17 protein-coding genes are annotated in these 16,768 nt (G+C 70.3%); 7 read left to right on the top strand and 10 right to left on the bottom strand.

All coding sequences use genetic code 11. From position 1 onward, the window contains the following. Positions 1 to 5 precede the first annotated feature (5 nt). The 3 genes from ABD169_RS07215 to ABD169_RS07205 form a co-directional block, all read right to left on the bottom strand. A complete protein-coding gene (locus ABD169_RS07215) occupies positions 6 to 1,757 on the bottom strand; it encodes a DNA/RNA helicase domain-containing protein (RefSeq protein ID WP_344030994.1) in 1,752 nt (583 codons plus the stop codon). Then, entirely contained in the window at positions 1,744 to 2,046 is a 303-nt protein-coding gene (locus ABD169_RS07210) for a nucleotide pyrophosphohydrolase (protein WP_344031655.1), read from the bottom strand. The genes ABD169_RS07215 and ABD169_RS07210 overlap by 14 nt, the downstream gene beginning before the upstream one ends. A 243-nt stretch (positions 2,047 to 2,289) precedes the next feature. After that, entirely contained in the window at positions 2,290 to 2,817 is a 528-nt protein-coding gene (locus ABD169_RS07205) for a hypothetical protein (protein WP_344030992.1), read from the bottom strand. Between the two features lie 101 nt (positions 2,818 to 2,918). On the opposite strand from ABD169_RS07205, the gene ABD169_RS07200 reads away from it, so the two are divergent. The 7 genes from ABD169_RS07200 (at position 2,919) to ABD169_RS07170 (ending at position 8,545) form a co-directional block, all read left to right on the top strand. Next, a complete protein-coding gene (locus ABD169_RS07200; protein ID WP_344030990.1) occupies positions 2,919 to 3,167 on the top strand; it encodes a DUF3892 domain-containing protein in 249 nt (82 codons plus the stop codon). A 167-nt stretch (positions 3,168 to 3,334) separates the two neighbouring features. Continuing rightward, positions 3,335 to 4,759 (top strand): dihydrolipoyl dehydrogenase family protein, encoded by a 1,425-nt coding sequence (locus ABD169_RS07195; RefSeq protein ID WP_425560950.1) that lies wholly within the window; start codon positions 3,335 to 3,337, stop codon positions 4,757 to 4,759. A 49-nt stretch (positions 4,760 to 4,808) separates the two neighbouring features. Next, positions 4,809 to 5,690: an ABC transporter ATP-binding protein gene (locus ABD169_RS07190; RefSeq protein WP_344030986.1), complete on the top strand. Its 882-nt coding sequence runs from the start codon at positions 4,809 to 4,811 to the stop codon at positions 5,688 to 5,690. A gap of 1 nt (position 5,691) precedes the next feature. Continuing rightward, entirely contained in the window at positions 5,692 to 6,396 is a 705-nt protein-coding gene (locus ABD169_RS07185; RefSeq protein ID WP_344030984.1) for an ABC transporter permease, read from the top strand. Then, on the top strand, positions 6,393 to 7,136 hold the full coding sequence (locus ABD169_RS07180) for an ABC transporter permease (RefSeq protein WP_344030982.1): 744 nt from the start codon (positions 6,393 to 6,395) through the stop codon (positions 7,134 to 7,136). Before ABD169_RS07185 ends, ABD169_RS07180 begins: the two co-directional genes overlap by 4 nt. 26 nt (positions 7,137 to 7,162) lie before the next feature. After that, entirely contained in the window at positions 7,163 to 8,077 is a 915-nt protein-coding gene (locus ABD169_RS07175; RefSeq protein ID WP_344030980.1) for an ABC transporter substrate-binding protein, read from the top strand. A 99-nt stretch (positions 8,078 to 8,176) separates the two neighbouring features. After that, positions 8,177 to 8,545: a DUF2510 domain-containing protein gene (locus ABD169_RS07170; protein ID WP_344030978.1), complete on the top strand. Its 369-nt coding sequence runs from the start codon at positions 8,177 to 8,179 to the stop codon at positions 8,543 to 8,545. 61 nt (positions 8,546 to 8,606) lie between these two features. On the opposite strand, the gene ABD169_RS07165 is transcribed toward ABD169_RS07170, so the two are convergent. The 7 genes from ABD169_RS07165 to ABD169_RS07135 all read right to left on the bottom strand — a co-directional run bounded on the left by ABD169_RS07165 (position 8,607) and on the right by ABD169_RS07135 (position 16,635). After that, positions 8,607 to 8,804 carry a hypothetical protein gene (locus tag ABD169_RS07165; RefSeq protein ID WP_344030976.1) on the bottom strand — a complete coding sequence of 66 codons (198 nt, stop codon included), beginning with the start codon at positions 8,802 to 8,804 and terminating at the stop codon, positions 8,607 to 8,609. Between the two features lie 63 nt (positions 8,805 to 8,867). After that, positions 8,868 to 9,299, bottom strand: a complete 432-nt coding sequence (locus tag ABD169_RS07160) for a hypothetical protein (protein WP_344030974.1) — start codon at positions 9,297 to 9,299, stop codon at positions 8,868 to 8,870. 119 nt (positions 9,300 to 9,418) lie between these two features. Then, complete coding sequence (locus ABD169_RS07155) at positions 9,419 to 10,003, bottom strand: YdeI/OmpD-associated family protein (protein ID WP_344030972.1); 585 nt, start codon at positions 10,001 to 10,003, stop codon at positions 9,419 to 9,421. Then, on the bottom strand, positions 10,000 to 11,802 hold the full coding sequence (locus ABD169_RS07150; protein WP_344030970.1) for an ABC transporter ATP-binding protein: 1,803 nt from the start codon (positions 11,800 to 11,802) through the stop codon (positions 10,000 to 10,002). Before ABD169_RS07150 ends, ABD169_RS07155 begins: the two co-directional genes overlap by 4 nt. Beyond that, entirely contained in the window at positions 11,799 to 14,546 is a 2,748-nt protein-coding gene (locus tag ABD169_RS07145; RefSeq protein ID WP_344030968.1) for an ABC transporter ATP-binding protein/permease, read from the bottom strand. Before ABD169_RS07145 ends, ABD169_RS07150 begins: the two co-directional genes overlap by 4 nt. A gap of 53 nt (positions 14,547 to 14,599) precedes the next feature. Further along, complete coding sequence (locus tag ABD169_RS07140) at positions 14,600 to 15,712, bottom strand: NAD(P)-binding domain-containing protein (RefSeq protein WP_344030966.1); 1,113 nt, start codon at positions 15,710 to 15,712, stop codon at positions 14,600 to 14,602. Continuing rightward, a complete protein-coding gene (locus ABD169_RS07135; protein ID WP_046454792.1) occupies positions 15,709 to 16,635 on the bottom strand; it encodes an NADP-dependent oxidoreductase in 927 nt (308 codons plus the stop codon). The genes ABD169_RS07140 and ABD169_RS07135 overlap by 4 nt, the downstream gene beginning before the upstream one ends. Between the last annotated feature and the right edge of the window lie 133 nt (positions 16,636 to 16,768).

The raw sequence follows: 16,768 nt of genomic DNA, 5'->3' as shown, positions 1-16,768 counted from the left end.
CCCTGTCAGGCGCTGGGGATGAATGCACGAAGGTGCTCTCGCAGACCCTCCTCGCAGACGTACACGTAGGTTCCCCGAATGCCTCGGGTCAAGAGCACGGAATAGATATTCTTCACATAGCGTTCGATCTCGGCGTCGGTGTAGACGATCCCGCGCTTGCGATTGTTCTCGAGGCCTTTCTTGTCCCGGTACTGGGACCGATCGAACCTAATCTCCCCGGTCCTGGGTTCAAGCCGCAGATCGCGCCCAATGATCACACCCGCATAGTTGAGGTCGTATCCCTGGACAGTGTGGATCGATCCGACTTCGTCGAGGGCATCTGGAGAGTTGATCCAGTCCTTCTCGGCAGAGTTCCAGCGCCAGCGATGCCCATCGATCTCGATGTCGTAAGGGCGCTTTGCGAGGGGAAGGCGCTTCATGCCCTTCTTCTTCGGATCCGATTCCCACGTCCACGCGTACCCGGCTGTGAGGCGCGAGAGGCCCTCGGTGCGGTCACGTTTGCGGATCAGCTTCTCCATCTCACCGATGTCGTCGAACAGCGCGAACTCGTAGTCACCCAGTTCCGGTCGCTCGGGGTTCCGGCCGGCCAGCATGTCTCTCACAAACCCGATGTAATCGGTGCCGGCTTTGACGCGCATCTGGGTCCTCAACGGGAAGAAATGCTGGCTAGCTTTCGCTTCCCCGACTACCTCGCCAATCACTTCGGGCGGAAGATCCGCGGGTCGCACGCTCTGCTCCGCATCCATCAACAAGATGTTGTGCGTGCTCTGCGCGCGAATCCAGTCGAGCTGCGTGAACTCGGTGGAGTCCCTCCCAAAGAGTCGTTCGTTGATCTCAGCGAACGCCTTGTTCAACGAACCGGACGATTGGTTCGCGCGTTGGTTGAGGCGGTGCGCCTCGTCGACCACGAGGACGTCATACGGTTCGGTCGCCTTTCCGACGTCATATGCGGTGAGGACTTCCGATCGTTCGAGCCCCGGGGCGCGGTCGAATATCTTGGCGATCGAGGTTCGGAGCGATTGCTGCGGAACGACGATGCCCACCCGCAACCTCTCGAGCAGTTCGGGGTATCCCTGGGCGAAGTAGTCGGAAAGCGAGCTCCCCTGCTCGGCGTCGTCGATGCCACGGGAAGCTTGGATGTCTCGCAGCGTCTTGACCAGTGAGATGCCAACGACGGTCTTTCCCGTACCGGGGTTCCCCGCCACGACCATCGTCGTGCGTCGCCCGGCCTCGATGTCTTCGAAGAGAGCCTTGAGGATCTCAAGGATCGCCCGCTCCTGATCGGGTACGAGGGACTTGAACGGAGAGAGCTTAAAGAAGTCGCTGTTTTCGATCTCACGCAACGAATGCCGGAAGAGCCCCCGCTTCCGTAGATCCTCGAAGATTTCCCGGAAGCGCGGCTGGAAGGCAGCTCGCCCGGCATACTCCTCGTTGCGGTGCCCATCGTTAGCGTTGATGACGGTGTACACGCCGTCGGAGTAGAACCACTGAATCAGAAGCGATTCCAGGTCATAGCAGGCAGAGCGGTGGAAGGTGTCATCGAGCAGAATCCGCGCGACGTCGAGATCCTGCTTCCTCGGGTCGCGACGATGCTGCGTCATCCGAAGCAGCGCGTTCCCGGTCTCACCCACGTAGATGTCGCGTTGGTTGTTGATGGCGTAGACGGCGGGCCAGTTGCTCAATTTCCCGGTCGGGTCCGGGTAGTCACGAATACTCGCGGACTCGAACGGGATCTCCTGGACCTCAAAGCTGGTCATACTTGGCGCTTCTGCCACGCGACGTCTCCGCAGGGTACTTGGCCCGGGTAATTTCGAGCTTTTCGAGGATGATCGCATCAGGATCGACGCCCAAACGGTCAGCGAGCGCGTAGCAATAGGTCAGGACGTCAGCGAGCTCCAGACGAACACGATCGACGTCGAAGTCGGGTGACCACTGGAACTCTTCGAGAAGCTCGCCCGCTTCGATGACGATCGACTTGGCGAGGTTTTCCGGCGAGTGGAACTGCGCCCATTCACGCTCCGCGATAAGAGAACGCAGGGCACTCATTGCGGTCGCACCTGTCAGGTCTGTCACATCGTCCAGACTAGTCCGAATCTCACGGGCACGACCGTTGAGTCGTGCTTGCAGAGAGCCAGCACTGCGTCAGTGAGACTCCAGATTCTCTCAAGTCATCGAGACCGAAGCCGGAGCGTGCGGGCCGCCTGATGGTAACTTCAACACTTGTTTCGCCTCAGATCTGGAAACAGGATTGAGAGGGAAAAGGACAGGTTAGGCAGTCTTCCCGCGGAGTCAGTGTCCCACCAAGATCTTGGCCACCGCGATCCCCGCTGCCACTACGGCGACGCCGACGCCGCTGAGGATCATGCGGAGCGAGCTGGGCTGCTTGCGGATGCGGGCCACGATCACGCCGGTGAGGCCGAGGCGCACGATCACGTAGATCTCCGCCGCGAGCTGCGCCCATTCCCCCGGCGCCCCGAAGAGCGCCGCGAGGCCGAGCACGGCCGCCGGGAAGACGCCCGAGGTGAGCACGGGCATCGAGTTGCGCAGTTCGTCGCGTGCTTCCTCTCGGCTGAGCCGGTGATCCGAGCGCACCCGGAACCCCACCGACTCGGCGAAGGTGTGCGCCAGGAACGTCGTCGCCGAGGCGCCGAGCACGATCCAGAACGACCAGCCGCTCTGCGCGTCCTCCCGCGACAGCGGGATGAGCGTCGCGAGCACGATGATGTTGCCGTACACATACGCGGTGATCCGACTGGCCACGTCCTCGAGCGGCAGATCGCCGCGGTCGCGCCGCTTCCGTTTCCGTCCGATCCGCATGACTTCAAGGATATCCATCGGATCACGCCACCGATGTCAGTGGTGTCAGGGACGATGTCGCGTGCCGAGATCCATCGGCACACCAAGCAAAGGAGCAATCAATGACACTGCAGGTTCGTGGGAGCGACAAGGACCGGGATGGCGACATCATCGGGCTGTGCGGGGTTGGCTGGCGGCACACGAAGGCCCAGGCGGTATCGAATATCAAGCTGAATCCAGCTGCCTACCTCGTATCTGTCGGCGGCAGGTCCGTCTACGTAAAGGTCGGACGGCGAAATGGAGGTGACTACCTGACTACCGCCGCAGACAGCTACTCCCCGAACAATCTGGACAATATGCCGGATTGTTAGTCGGGCATGCGGGGAGCCTCTGCTGGAGGCTCCCCGCGCTCGCTCTGCACCCAGCAACACGAAAGACATCGGACGCGAACCTGACCGCCGGGTTGGAACCCGGGATCCCCCTTCCCCGAGCCCACTGAAGCTGAAAGGGTGGGAGCATCCGATTCGGAGAGGCTGTGATGCAGATGACCGATGAATACGATCTGATCGTGCTGGGCGGCGGCCCGGTGGGCGAGAACGTCGCGGATCGCGCCGTGCAGGGCGGCCTCACGGCGGTGATCGTCGAGAGCGAGCTCGTCGGCGGCGAGTGCTCCTACTGGGCGTGCATGCCGTCGAAGGCGCTGCTGCGCTCCGGACAGGTGCTCCGTGCGGCCCGCCGGGTGCCCGGCGCGGCCGAGGCGGTGACGGGCGAGCTCGACGTGCCCGCGGTGCTGCGACGCCGCGACGCGTTCACGAGCGACTGGGACGACTCCGGCCAGGTCGACTGGCTGAACAGCGCGAACATCGATCTGGTGCGCGGCCACGGCCGGATCAGCGGCGAGCGCCGCGTCACGGTGACGGGCCCCGACGGCGGCGAGCGCGTGCTCACGGCGCGGCACGCGGTCGCGGTGAGCACCGGATCCGATGCTGTGGTGCCCGGGATCCCGGGCCTGCAGGAGGCCGCGCCGTGGACGAGCCGCGAGGCGACGAGCGCTGAGGAGGTGCCGGAGTCGCTGATCGTGGTGGGCGGCGGTGTGGTCGCGGTCGAGATGGCGACGGCGTTCGCGTCCCTGGGCTCCCGGGTGACGATGCTGGCGCGCAGCGGCCTGCTCGGAGCGTTCGAGCCGTTCGCGGGCGAGCTCGTGGCCGAGGGGCTGCGTGAGCTGGGTGTCGATGTGCGCACGGGCGTCTCGCCCACGCGCGTGGATCGGGATGTCGCCGGAGTCACCGTCCGAGTGGACGGGGGCGAGGTGCTCGCCGAGGAGATCCTCGTGGCGACGGGCCGGAGCCCGCGCAGCGACGACATCGGACTGGAGACGATCGGCCTCGAGCCGGGATCGTGGCTCCGTACCGACGACTCGCTGCGGGTGCCCGGGGTCGACTGGCTGTACGCGGTCGGCGATGTGAACGGCCGAGCGCCGCTGACGCACCAGGGCAAGTATCAGGCGCGCGCCGCGGGCGATGCGATCGCCGCGCGTGCGCAGGGCGGCCCGGTCGATGACCGTGCCTGGGGGCGCCACGCGGCGACGGCGGATCGTGCGTCGGTGCCGCAGGTGGTGTTCTCGGAGCCGGAGGTCGCCTCGGTCGGGCTCACCGAAGCCGCGGCGCAGCAGGCCGGGCGGCGCGTGCGCGCGGTCGACGTCGAGTTCTCCTCGGTCGCGGGTGCCTCCCTGCACGGCGACGGCCCGAACGGGCGCGCGCGGATCGTGGTCGACGAGGATCGGCGCATCCTGCTCGGGGCGACGTTCGTCGGCCCCGAGGTCGCCGAACTCGTGCACGCGGCGACCGTCGCGGTGGTCGGCGAGGTGCCGATCCAGCGGCTCTGGCATGCGGTCCCCTCGTACCCGACGGTGAGCGAGATCTGGTTGCGGCTGCTCGAGGCGTACGGACGGGATTCGGCGTGATCGCGCAAGCCCCTCGTGAATGTCGGTGGGGTGCCGTAGTGTCTGAGCGATGATCGAGTTCCGCTCCGTATCGAAGAGATTCCCCGATGGCACCCTCGCCGTTGGGGAGTTCAACCTGGTCATTCCCGCGCGCCGCACCACGGTGCTGGTGGGCTCCTCGGGCTCGGGCAAGACCACGCTCCTGCGCATGATCAACCGCATGGTCGATCCCAGCTCGGGCACGGTCGAGATCGACGGCGAGAGCGTGCAGGATCGCGACCCCGTCACGCTCCGCCGCAGCATCGGCTACGTCATGCAGAACTCGGGGCTCATGCCGCACTTCACCGTCATCGACAACGTCTCGACGGTGCTCCGCCTCAACGGCGCATCACGGCGCGACGCGCACGCCCGGGCGCGCGAACTGCTCGACACGGTCGGACTCGACCGCGCGCTGGCCGACCGCTACCCGAGCCAGCTCTCCGGCGGGCAGCAGCAGCGCGTCGGCGTGGCCCGCGGCCTCGCCGCCGACCCCAACATCCTGCTCATGGACGAGCCCTTCGGCGCCGTCGATCCGATCGTGCGCTCCGAGCTGCAACAGGAGCTGCTGCGCCTGCAGCGCGAACTCGGCAAGACGGTCGTCTTCGTCACGCACGACATCGACGAGGCACTGCTCCTGGGCGATCAGATCGTCATCCTCGACGCCGGTGCGCGCATCGTGCAGCAGGGTTCCCCCGACGAGATCCTTGCGAACCCCGCCGACGGCTTCGTCTCGGCGTTCATCGGAGCCGATCGGGGCAAGCGCGCGCTGAGCCTCAGGCAGACGCCCCACGGCATGATCGTGGTCGACGCCGACGGCCGCACGCAGGGTCGACTCGTCGAGGATCCGTCGCATGCCGCCGCCCAGCGCGGATCCGCCGCCGAGCCCGGCCCGGCCGCGGGAGGGGGCGACTGACGTGACCTGGATCGGCGACAACCTCGGCCTCATCCTCGACCTCACCGCGGTGCACCTGCGGCAGAGCCTCATCGCGCTCGTGCTCGGCTTCGTGATCGCCCTGCCGCTGGGCCGTCTCGCCTGGCGCTACCGGCTCGTGCGCGGACCCATCATCCTGCTCACGGGCCTGCTCTACACGATCCCCTCGCTCGCGCTCCTCATCCTGCTGCCCGCGCTCCTCGGCTATTCGGCGATCAGCGAGACCAACCTGGTCGTCGCGCTCGCCATCTACGCCGTCGCGATCCTCGTCCGCGCCGTCGCAGACGGGCTCGACTCGGTCGACGCCGACGTGCTGCGCTCCGCGACGGCGACCGGCTACGGGCCCGCGCGCCGCTTCTGGGCGGTGGAGCTCCCGCTCGCGGGCCCCGTCATCCTCGCCGGCGTACGCGTCGCCGCGGTCAGCACCATCGCGCTCGCCACGGTCGGCACGCTGATCGGCGTCAACAACCTCGGCTACCTCTTCACCAACGGGCTCGACCGCCGACTCATCGAGGAGGTCTTCGCGGGCGTCATCGCGGTCGTGCTGCTCGCGCTCATCATCGACGCACTGCTCGTCCTGCTCGGCCGAGTACTCATGCCCTGGCAGCGGGCGAGCAAGAAGCCCCGCACGCGGCGCGCGAGCGCCGACGCACGCGGCGCGCAGCCCCGCTCGGAGGCGATCGCATGAACCTCTTCGGCGACGCACTCGCCTGGCTGTTCGATCCAGCCCAGTGGAGCGGCACCTACGGCATCCCCACACTGCTCGGCCAGCACCTGCTCTATACCGCGCTCTCCGTCCTCATCGCGGCGGTCATCGCCGTGCCCATCGGCTGGATCATCGGTCACACCGGCACGGGCCGCGAGATCGCCGTCGCCGTCTCGGGCGCCGCGCGCGCGATCCCGTCCTTCGGCCTCCTCATCCTGCTCGTGCTGCTCTTCGGCGTGCTCCAGGTGCCGGCCGCCGCCCTGCTCACGTTCGTCCTGCTCGCGATCCCCTCGCTGCTGGCCGGGGCCTACACCGGGCTCGAGGCCATCGACCGCCGCGTCATCGACGCCGCGAAGGCCACCGGCATGACCCAGTGGCAGATCTTCTGGAAAGTCGAGTTCCGCCTCGGGCTCCCCCTCCTGATCGGCGGACTCCGCGCCGCCACACTGCAGGTCATCGCGACCGTGACCATCGCCGCGTACGTCAACCTCGGCGGCCTCGGCTTCCCCATCATCCAGGGCATCCCGCTGCGCCGCTTCGACCAGGTGCTGGCGGGAGCGCTCCTCGTCGCACTCCTCGCGCTCATCGTCGACCTCCTGTTCGCGCTCGCCCAGCGCGCCGCCGTCCCGGCGGGCGTGCGCGCAACAGCCGGTTCAGGCCGCCCCGCCCGCGGCGCGCATCGCGAACGCCACCGCTCTCAGCCGGCCGCCTCGGCCGGCTGAACCCGACCACCGAAGAAGGGAACACCATGTTCACCGTTCGAATCACCCGAATCGCCGCCGTCGGCGCCGCCGCGGCCGTCGCGCTCGCGCTCGGTGCGTGCAGCTCCGGCAATCCCCTCGACGACTCCGGCAAGACGACCACTTCCGGGTCCAGCGACACCGTCGTGGTCGGCTCGCAGGCCTACTACTCGAACGAGATCATCGCCGAGATCTACGCGCAGGCGCTCGAGAAGGACGGCACGAAGGTCGAACGCAAGTTCAACATCGGACAGCGCGACGCATACATGCCCGACCTCAAGTCGGGAGCGATCTCCCTCTTCCCCGAGTACACGGGCAACCTGCTCGAGTTCCTCGACGGCAAGGCCACCGCCACGAGCCCCGACGATGTCTACGCCGCGCTCACGAAGGCGCTCCCGAAGAACCTCACCGCCCTCGACTACGCCAAGGCCGCCGACCAGGACACCTACACGGTACTCAAGAGCACCGCCGACAAGTACGGCCTCGAATCGATCGGCGACCTCTCGAAGCTGCCCGGCAAGCCGACCATCGGCGGCGCCCCCGAGTTCGAGAAGCGCCCCTACGGTCCCGCAGCCGCCAAGGAGCAGTACGGCGTCGACCTCGCCTTCTCGGCAACCGGCCCGACCACGCTCGACGCGCTGCGCGCCGGCACCGTGCAGGTCGCCGACATCTACTCGGCCGACCCCGCCTTCGAGAAGGGCGACCTCGTCGCGCTCAAGGATCCGAAGAACATGATCCTCTCGTCGAACGTGGTACCCATCGCCAGCAGCGACATCGCCGACAAGATCTCGAAGACGATCAACGCGGTCAGCGCGAAGCTCAGCACCGAGGAGCTCGTCAAGCTCAACGTCCAGAGCACCGTCGACAAGAAGCAGCCCGCCGACATCGCCAAGGACTGGCTGAAGGCCAACGGCCTGAGCTGACATCGACCCGCACCAGTACACTGATCCGATACTCCGTCTCGGCGCCCCGCTCATCGCGGGCGCCGAGACGGAACCCGTCGAGAAGATCAGGAGCCGCCGGTGAGTCCCGACACCCGCCCCGAGCCCCGCTCCGAGGCGGGCTGGAGGCCGGCCCAGGCACCGGGCGTCGTGCGCTGGTGGGACGGCGACGGCTGGACCGATCACATCATGGTGAAGGGCCGCGAAACCACCATCGAAGATCGCAGATCCGCACTGGGCGATCAGCTGTTCCTCTTCGAGATCACCATGATCCTGCTCGGGGTCGCCGCCGTCATCGGCGGCGGGGCCGGATTCCTCCCCGAAGGCATGTCCGGGACGCCGGTCACGGGATTCATCGGTGCCGCGATCGCGATCCTCGTCAACACCCGGCAGCAGCAGCGACGCCTCTCGCGTACGCGCACCGGGGAGCAGTACCCGCCGGCGCCCTGAATCCGGGCTCCGTCGGAACCGGCAGCGATCCGAAACTCCCCTCGGCGCGCCGAAGCGTTCGCTACGGAGTCGACACGGGCGCGTGCACCGCGGTGCTCGCCCCGGTGCCCGCCGCGGGCGGGCCGGTCAGCATCGACTGCGTCGTACCCGTGATCATGAGGAAGAGCGAGATCGCCGCGACGAACGCGAGCGCGCAGGCCGCTACGAGCGCGACCGCGACGAAGGGAACCGGCTGCTTGAGAGCGTGTGCGATTGTCATGCCTCCAGCATCGCCGCGCGAGCTCCGCCGCACATCGACCCGAGGTACTGACCCGCGTAGGACTCAGGTCTGATCCGGGCGGCCGGGACCGGCCCCGGAACCGGCCCCGGAATCGGCCCCGGGATCGCCCCCACCGGCGCCGACACCCGAATCAGCACCACCACCGCATCCGCGCCCGCCCCCGCGGCCGCGCCCCAGCAGCACCGGACGCAGCAGCCGGACGACGAGCGCGAACACGAGGAACGCGCACGCCCCGAGGATCACGGCGTCCGCGGCGAACAGCCACCAGTCCTCGACGCTCGGCGGCGGATCGACCACGTACTTCCCGCCGATGTAGTCCATGCTCGCCGGATACCGCTGCGGTGCGTAGCGGGTGAGATCCTGCGTCGTCCAGACGAGCGGCCAACCGAACTCGACCCGCGTGAGCTGCGCCGCCGAATCGATCGTGGTCGGCAGGGTCCGCAGCCACAGCGCGAGCCCGGCCCCGAACGGCATCAGGCCGAGCAGCGGCAGCAGCCACGACCGGACACGACCTCGACCTCGACCACGACCTCGGCGCCGAAGCGGCTCGGGGAAGGCGGCTGCCACGTCATCCGCGCCCATCGGGGTCCAGCTCACTGCGGGTGCGGCGTCTCGCCGCCCTCCAGCATCGCCAGGATCTTCGCGAGCCGGTTCGCCCGCGTCGTCGCGTTCGACGCGGTCATGAGCCGGTGCAGCACCGAATACCGGTTCGCCCCGTTCAGCCCCGCGAACGCAGCCGCCGCGCCCGGCGACGCTGCGAGGGCGGCCGCCAGGTCGTCGGGCACCTCCGCCTTCGACGCTCCCGCGTACGCGCGATCCCAGCGGCCATCGCCCTTCGCGCGCTCGATCTCGGCGTGCCCGCGCTCGCGCATCCGCCCCGCTTCGATCAGCTCCGCAACGAGTCCGATGTTGCGCTCCGACCACATCGACTGCTTGCGCCGCGGCGTGAAGCGCTGCCGGAACGTCGCCGCGTCGAGGCTCCCCTTCTGCCCGTCGATCCATCCGCTGCACAGCGCCTCGTCGAGCGCCTGCGCGTAGCTCAGCGTCGTCGGCTCGGTCGTGCCCTTCTTCGCGAGCACCAGCCAGACCCCGTCCGAGGTCTCCTCGTTCTCATCGAGCCAGGCCCGCCAGGCGGCGGCATCGGCGAGCGTGAGCAGCGGCGGCAGCGGTGCGGTCATGCCTCCATCGTAGAGAGGCCGGCGCGATCCGGCTCCCCCGTCCCACCGAGCCGCCAGGCGCTCGCGGCGTGCTGCTGCCGCCAGAACTCGGCGAAGCGCCCGCCGGCCGCGAGCAGTTCCTCCGGTGAACCGTCCTCGACGATGCGCCCGCCGTCGAGGAACACGACGCGGTCGGCGGCGCCGCGGATGCTGCTCAGCCGGTGCGCGACGATCACGCGGGTGCGCGGCGTCGGGTCGTCGGCGAGCGCGGCGGACACGGCCGCCTCGTTCTCGGCGTCGAGCGCGCTGGTCGCCTCATCGACCAGGAGCACGGGAGCGCGCGACACGAGCGCCCGCGCGATCGAGACCCGCTGCCGTTCCCCGCCCGAGAGGGATCCGCCGGCCTCGCCGACCCGGCTCTCCCAGCCGTCGGGCAGGCGATCCGCGAGGGTGTCGACGCGGGCGAGCGCGGCGGCTGCGCGCCAGCGCTCCTCGGACGCCACAGGATCGCCGACGAGGATGTTGTCGCGCACGGTGCCGTCGAACAGGTACGGGTGCTGGAACACGACGCTGACGAGTTCGCGCCGCGACGCATCGCTCAGCTCGGCCAGCGGGACGCCGTCGACGAGCACGCTGCCCGCGCCCGGGCGGCGCAGGCCCGCGAGGAGCTGCAGCACGGTGGTCTTGCCCGAGCCCGAGGGGCCGACGATCGCGGTCGTCGTGCCCGGAGCGAACTCCAGGTCGAAGTCCGAGAGCACGCGGGATCCGGCCGAAGCGACCCCGGAGCCGGCCGCCCCGTCGTAGTCGAAGCTCACCCCGCGGAGCGCGATCCTCGGCGCGGAGCCCCGAGCCGGTTCGCGATCCCCCGCGGGATCGACGGGCGCGTCGAGCACCGCCCGCATGTTGCGCAGCGCACCGGTCGCCGCTTCGATACCGGGCGCCAGCTCGGCCAGCGCGGTGAACGGCTCGAGGTAGCGCACGATCACGAGCGTGAGCGCGATCGCCTCGGGTGCCGAGAGCGCACCGGTCGCCGCGAGCCAGACCGTGGTGCCCGCGAGCAGCAGGAGCGCGAGCTGGGCCGCGAGGCCGAACAGCAGCTGGCCGGGCACCTGCAGCAGGATCAGCCGGGTCGTGGCGCGGTGCTGCTCGGCGAGGGCGGATCCCGCGAGGCTGCGTGCCGGATCGACGCGGCGCGCAGCCCGCAGAGCCTGCTGCGTGCGCGCGAACTCGACGATCCGCTCGGTCAGCGCGGTGTTCGCGTCGGCCGCCGCACGGTCGGCGTCCCGGCTGAGCCGGCCCGCGAGCCAGAAGGCGCCGAACAGGATCGGCACACCGGCCAGCGCCGCGAGCGCGAGCGGCCAGGCGATGGGCAGCAGCGCGACCGCGATGGCGATCGGCAGCAGGATCGCGCTGAGCACCGGGGTCACGAGATAGATGACGACGCCGACGAGGTCGGGACCGGTCGCGGCGACGGCCTGGCGCGCGGTCGCGGTGCGCTCGGCGTCGAACCAGGCGAGCCGCACCTCGGCGATGCGGTCGGCGACGGTGCGCTGCCCGCTGTCGAGCAGCGCGAAGCCGAGCGCGAATCCCCGCTTCGCGGCGGCGGCGTCGACCGCCCAACCGAGCACGGTCGCCGCGGCGAGCGCTGCGAGCCACGGCCAGGCGTCCGCGGGGCTCGGCCCGAACAGCGCCGAGACCAGGGGCACGAGCAGCACGGCGCCGACGGCGCGCAGCAGGATGCCGAGCACGGTGAGCCCGAGGTGGGCGACGACCGCGCGGCGGCGGTTCGCGGGGAGCAGGCTGAGCAGGGTGCGGATCATCGGGTCTGCTCCGTTCCGGCGGCGACGGGTTCGGGGGTGGATTCAGGGGTGGACGAGATCCCGGTCGAGACCCCGGACGCGGCGTCCCAGAGACTCCGGTAGCGGCCGCCCCGAGCGAGGAGCTCGTCGTGCGTGCCGGACTCGGCGATGCGGCCGTGGTCGAGCACGACGATGCGGTCGGCCGAGGCGACGGTGTGCAGCCGGTGGGCGATCACGAGCACGGTGCGGCCCTCGGCCAGCCGGCTCAGCGCCCGCTGCACGAGGTATTCGGATTCGGGGTCGGCGAACGCGGTCGCCTCGTCGAGGATCAGCACGGGGGTGTCCGCCAGGATCGCGCGGGCGATCGTGAGGCGCTGCCGCTCGCCGCCCGACAGCGCGGCGTCGGGGCCGAGCACGGTGCCGTACCCCTCGGGCAGGCGAAGGATCCGATCGTGGATCTGCGCGGCCCGCGCCGCGGCCTCGACCTCGGCGTCGCTCGCGTCGGGATTCGCGAGGGCGAGGTTGTCGCGCACGGTGCCGTTCACGAGCTGGGTCTGCTGGAACACGAAGCCGACGCGGGCGTAGAGCTCGTCGGGGTCGAGCGCGCGGAGGTCGTCGCCGCCGACGCGGATGCGGCCGGACTCCGGGTCGTGGAAGCGTGCGAGCAGGGCGGCGAGGGTCGACTTGCCGGATCCGGACGGGCCGACGAGCGCGGTCACGGTGCCGGGCTCCAACGACAGGGAGACGTCCTCCAGCACGGGAACGCCCGGCCGGTAGGCGAAGCCGACACGGTCGAACTCGACGCGGCCGCGCGGTACCCGAGGCGCGCCCTCGGCGGGCTCGCCTGCTTCCTCGGTCTCGAGCTCGGGCTCGTCGAGGGCGACCTGGATCCGTCGCGCGGCGAGCAGACCGGCCCGCAGGCCGCCGAGCCCGTAGCCGATCCCGAGCAGCCGGGAGCCGAACGTCGTGCCGAGCAGCAGGAACGGCAGCAGCGCGATCGGCTGCATGGTCCCGCCCGTGATCAGCACGGTGCCGAGCGCACAGATGAGCAGCAGGAACGTGGCCGGACGGGTGACGAGGTCGATGAACGCCTTCTGCCCGCTGAGGGGCCGCTGCCAGCGGTCGAGGAACCCGATGTACTCGCCCAGCCGGGCGCGGAAGCCGGTGGCCGCCGCTCCCCCGAACACGCGGATCACCGGCTGGCCTTCCAGGTAGGAGCCCGCCTCGCTGTTCATGCGTTCCGACCAGCGCAGCGCCTCGGCCGTGCGCGGCGCCGATTGCACGACCATGACCGCCATGGCGATCACGTAGACGAGCACCGGCAGGAGGAGCAGGAGCGCGATCCGCCAGTCGACCGCGAACAGGTAGACGAGGACCGCGACGGGCGCGACCACGGCGGCGACCGCGTCGGGCACGGCGTGGGTCACGAGGTAGTGCAGCGCGAGCGTGTCGTCCTGCACGAGCTGCTTGACCCGGCCGGACCCGCGTGCGTCGAACCAGCCGAGCGGCACGCGGGCGAGCTTGCGCAGCAGACGCTGCCGCAGCTCGCGCTCGAAGCGGGCGTCGACCGCGTGGGTCCAGACGAGCAGTGCGGTCGAGAGCACGACGCCCGCGGCCATCAGGCCGATGGCCCACCCTCCGAGGGCCCAGAGCCGCGACGCCTCGGCGCCGCCGAGCAGCAGTCGGGCGAGCTCGACGATCAGCACGAACGGAGCGAGCTGCAGGAGGGTGACGATCCCCTGGGCGACACCGGCGGCGACGAGCTTCGGGCGCAGCGGGGCGAGCAGCCGCGATCCCGCGTTCGCCCGCCAGGATCCGCGCGGGGCCGCGGGTGCCGCAGGTGCCTCGGCCGCCTCGGGAACAGCCGCCTCGCCGACCGCAGCCGGTGCGGGATCCCGCGCCGGATCCGGTGCGGGATCCGCCGCGATCGCCGCGACCGACGCGACCGCCGCTTCGGTCCTCCCGACCGCATCGGCGGCCGACGCATCCGCCGCGGGCTCCGTTTCGGGCGCGGCCTTGGATCGGTTCGCGCCGAACGCGCGACCGAAGTACCAGTAGGCCTGCGCGTGCGTCTCGCTCTTCGGGAATCCGAACTCGGCGCGCAGGCGACCGCGGAGGTGCTTGAGCGATCCCGACTCGGGCGCGGCCCAGACGTACCAGTCCGACCAGTCGCGCGACTCGATCGCGGCGGCGAGCGAGGTCTCGCCCTGACGCGGGACCCAGTGCACGCGAGCGCGCGGGTGCTCGTGCAGCGGGATCCTCCGGTCGTCGGGGGTGTGCTCCTCGAGGTAGATCTCGATCGGCACCTCGTCGGGCACGGTCCCGAGGATCGCGTTGATCGCGGGGATCGACGCGCGGTCGCCGATGAGCAGGTAGCCGGCGGGCAGTTCGTCCGGCAGGTCGAAGCGCGAGGATCCGAGGGTCGTGACCGACACCCGGGCTCCCGGGGCCGCGGCGGCGGCCCAGGTGCTCGCCGGCCCGGCGGGCTCGTGCAGGACCATGTCGACCGCGAAGGTTCCGGCGGTCTCGTCGACCTCGGAGAGCGTGTAGGCGCGCTGCTGCTCGAACTCGGGCCGCTCGGGGTCGGGGAACCAGAAGCGCAGCCAGGCCGTCGGCGAGACCACCACGTCCTGCAGCAGCGTCGGGGCGCTCATGCGCACCCGCACGAAGTGGGGCGCGAGCGGTTGGACCTCGGTGACGATCGCCTCGTGGTCGCGGGCTCCGTACCCGCGCATCATCACTCCGGAGAACCCGCGCTTGGCCATCGCGCACCCTTCTCGGGGCCCACGTCGAACCCCGCAACTTAGCCAAGCCTAACTTACATCTGAGGAATGCGGTTCTCCGACCGCAGCGCCGCATCGACCTCCGCCACGGCGTCCCGCCCGGCGCGGTTCGCGCCGACCGTGGACTGCGACGGCCCGTACCCGATCAGGTGCACTCTCGGCTCCGCGACGACCCTCGTTCCGCGCACCTCGATCCCGCCCCGCTCGTTGCGCAACCCGAGCGGATCCAGGTGCGCGATCGAGGGACGGAACCCGGTCGCCCACAGGATCGTGTCGACCGAGGTGAACGAGCCGTCGGCCTCGCGCACGCCGTGCGGTTCAATGGCCGTGAAGATCGGCCGGCGCGCGAGCACGCCGCGATCCCGCGCGGCCCGCGCGTACGGGGTCCAGGCCAGGCCCGTGTACGAGACGACGCTGCGCGACGGGTTGCCCGCCTCGACGTCCGCGGTGACCCGCTCGATCGTCTCGCGCCCCTCGACCTCCGGACTGAAATCGCCGTCGAGGAACACGGGCTCGTGGCGCGTGTACCAGGCGACGCGCGCCACCCGCGAGATCTCCTCGAGCTGCTGCACGGCCGAGATCCCGCCGCCGACCACCGCGACGCTGCGTCCGGCGAACTCGTCGAGCGAGACGTAGTCGCGGGTGTGCAACTGCCGCCCGAGGAACCGGTCGGCGCCGGGCACCTCCGGCAGCACGGGGTTCCGCCAGGTTCCGGTCGCGTTGATCACCGCCCGCGCTCGCCAGAGCCCGGCACTGCTCTCGATCAGCAGTTCGCCGTCGGGGTCCGTGTCGGCGCGCCGCACCGCGGCCACCGAGACCGGCCGGAGGATCGGCAGCCGCATCTTCGCCTCGAACGCGGCGAAGTACCCGGGCACCGCCTCGCGGCTCGAGGTGGCCGGGTCGACCGCGGACTGTCGGAACCCGGGCAGGTCGAAGATGTGGTTCACCGTCGCCATCGTGAGGGACGCCCACCGGTGCTGCCAGGCGCCGCCCGGCCGAGCCTCCCCGTCGAGGATCACGAAGCTCCGCTCGGCCTCGGGATCGAGCAGCGCGCTCGCGAAGCCGTGGCGCTGCAGGTGGTAGCCCGCCGAGAGCCCCGCCTGCCCGGCACCGATCACGACGACGGTCGCGCGGCGATCCCGGCTCATCGCTGCGGCAGGATCACGAGCTTGCCGCGCGTGCGTCCGGTGCGACTGGCGCGGAAGGCGTCCCCGACCCCGTCGAGCCCGAAGGTCTCGGCGATCTCGACCCGAAGGGCGCCGCTGCGGGCGAGCTCGGCGAGGCGGGCCGTCTCCGCGCCGTCGACGCGCACCCAGATGATGCGTCCACCGTGCTCCACGACCGAGTCGTCGGCGACCGAGACGTGCGGACCATCGGGGCGGAGCACGGCGAGCGTGGTCTCGAGCTGTCCGCCGACGAAGTCCGCGACGGCGTCGACCGGGCCGCCCGCCAGCGCGAGCACCCGCTCCGCGAGCCCCGCGCCGTGCGCGACGGGCTCGGCACCGAGGCTCCGGAGGAACTCGTGGTTGCGCTCCGACGCGGTGCCGATCACCCGCGCACCGCGGGCCACCGCGATCTGCACGGCGAGACTGCCGACGCCGCCCGCGGCCGCGTGCACGAGCAGCACGCGCCCGTCCAGCTCGCCGAGGGCGTCGACGGCGCGCAGCGCCGTTCCGCCGGCGAGCGGCAGACCCGCGGCCTGCTCCCACGACAGTTCGGCGGGCTTGAGGGCGACGGCCTCGGCGGGCACGGCCACCCGCTCCGCGAAGGTCCCGGCCGACACGGTCTCCTTGCGCGCGTACGCCAGCACCTCGTCGCCGACGCGGAACTCCGGCGTATCGGCTCCGACGGCGACGACGACCCCGGCGACGTCCCACCCCGGGATCACCGGGAATCGCGCGTCGATCATGCCGTCCAGGTACCCCGCCATGATCTTCCAGTCGACGGGGTTCACGGAGGCCGCGCGCACCTCGATCAGCACCGAACCGGCGAAGAGCTTCGGTTCCGCCACCTCTCGAACCGCGAGCCCTTCGAGCTCCGGACTGTATCGGTCGTAGACGACGGCTCGCATGGCGGCTCTCCTCGTGGTTCGCAGGTCGATCCGGGCGCCCCGGATCCGAAGACGACAGCGCTTCCCCCGTGTCAACACCACCCGATCCCCTGCCATTCCGGGAGTTTCGCAGGAATACTGGTGCCCATCGGCC

Origin of the sequence: Leucobacter iarius (assembly GCF_039530105.1) — a bacterium.
GTDB lineage: Bacteria > Actinomycetota > Actinomycetes > Actinomycetales > Microbacteriaceae > Leucobacter > Leucobacter iarius.
This window is presented reverse-complemented; position numbering and strand designations above follow the sequence as displayed.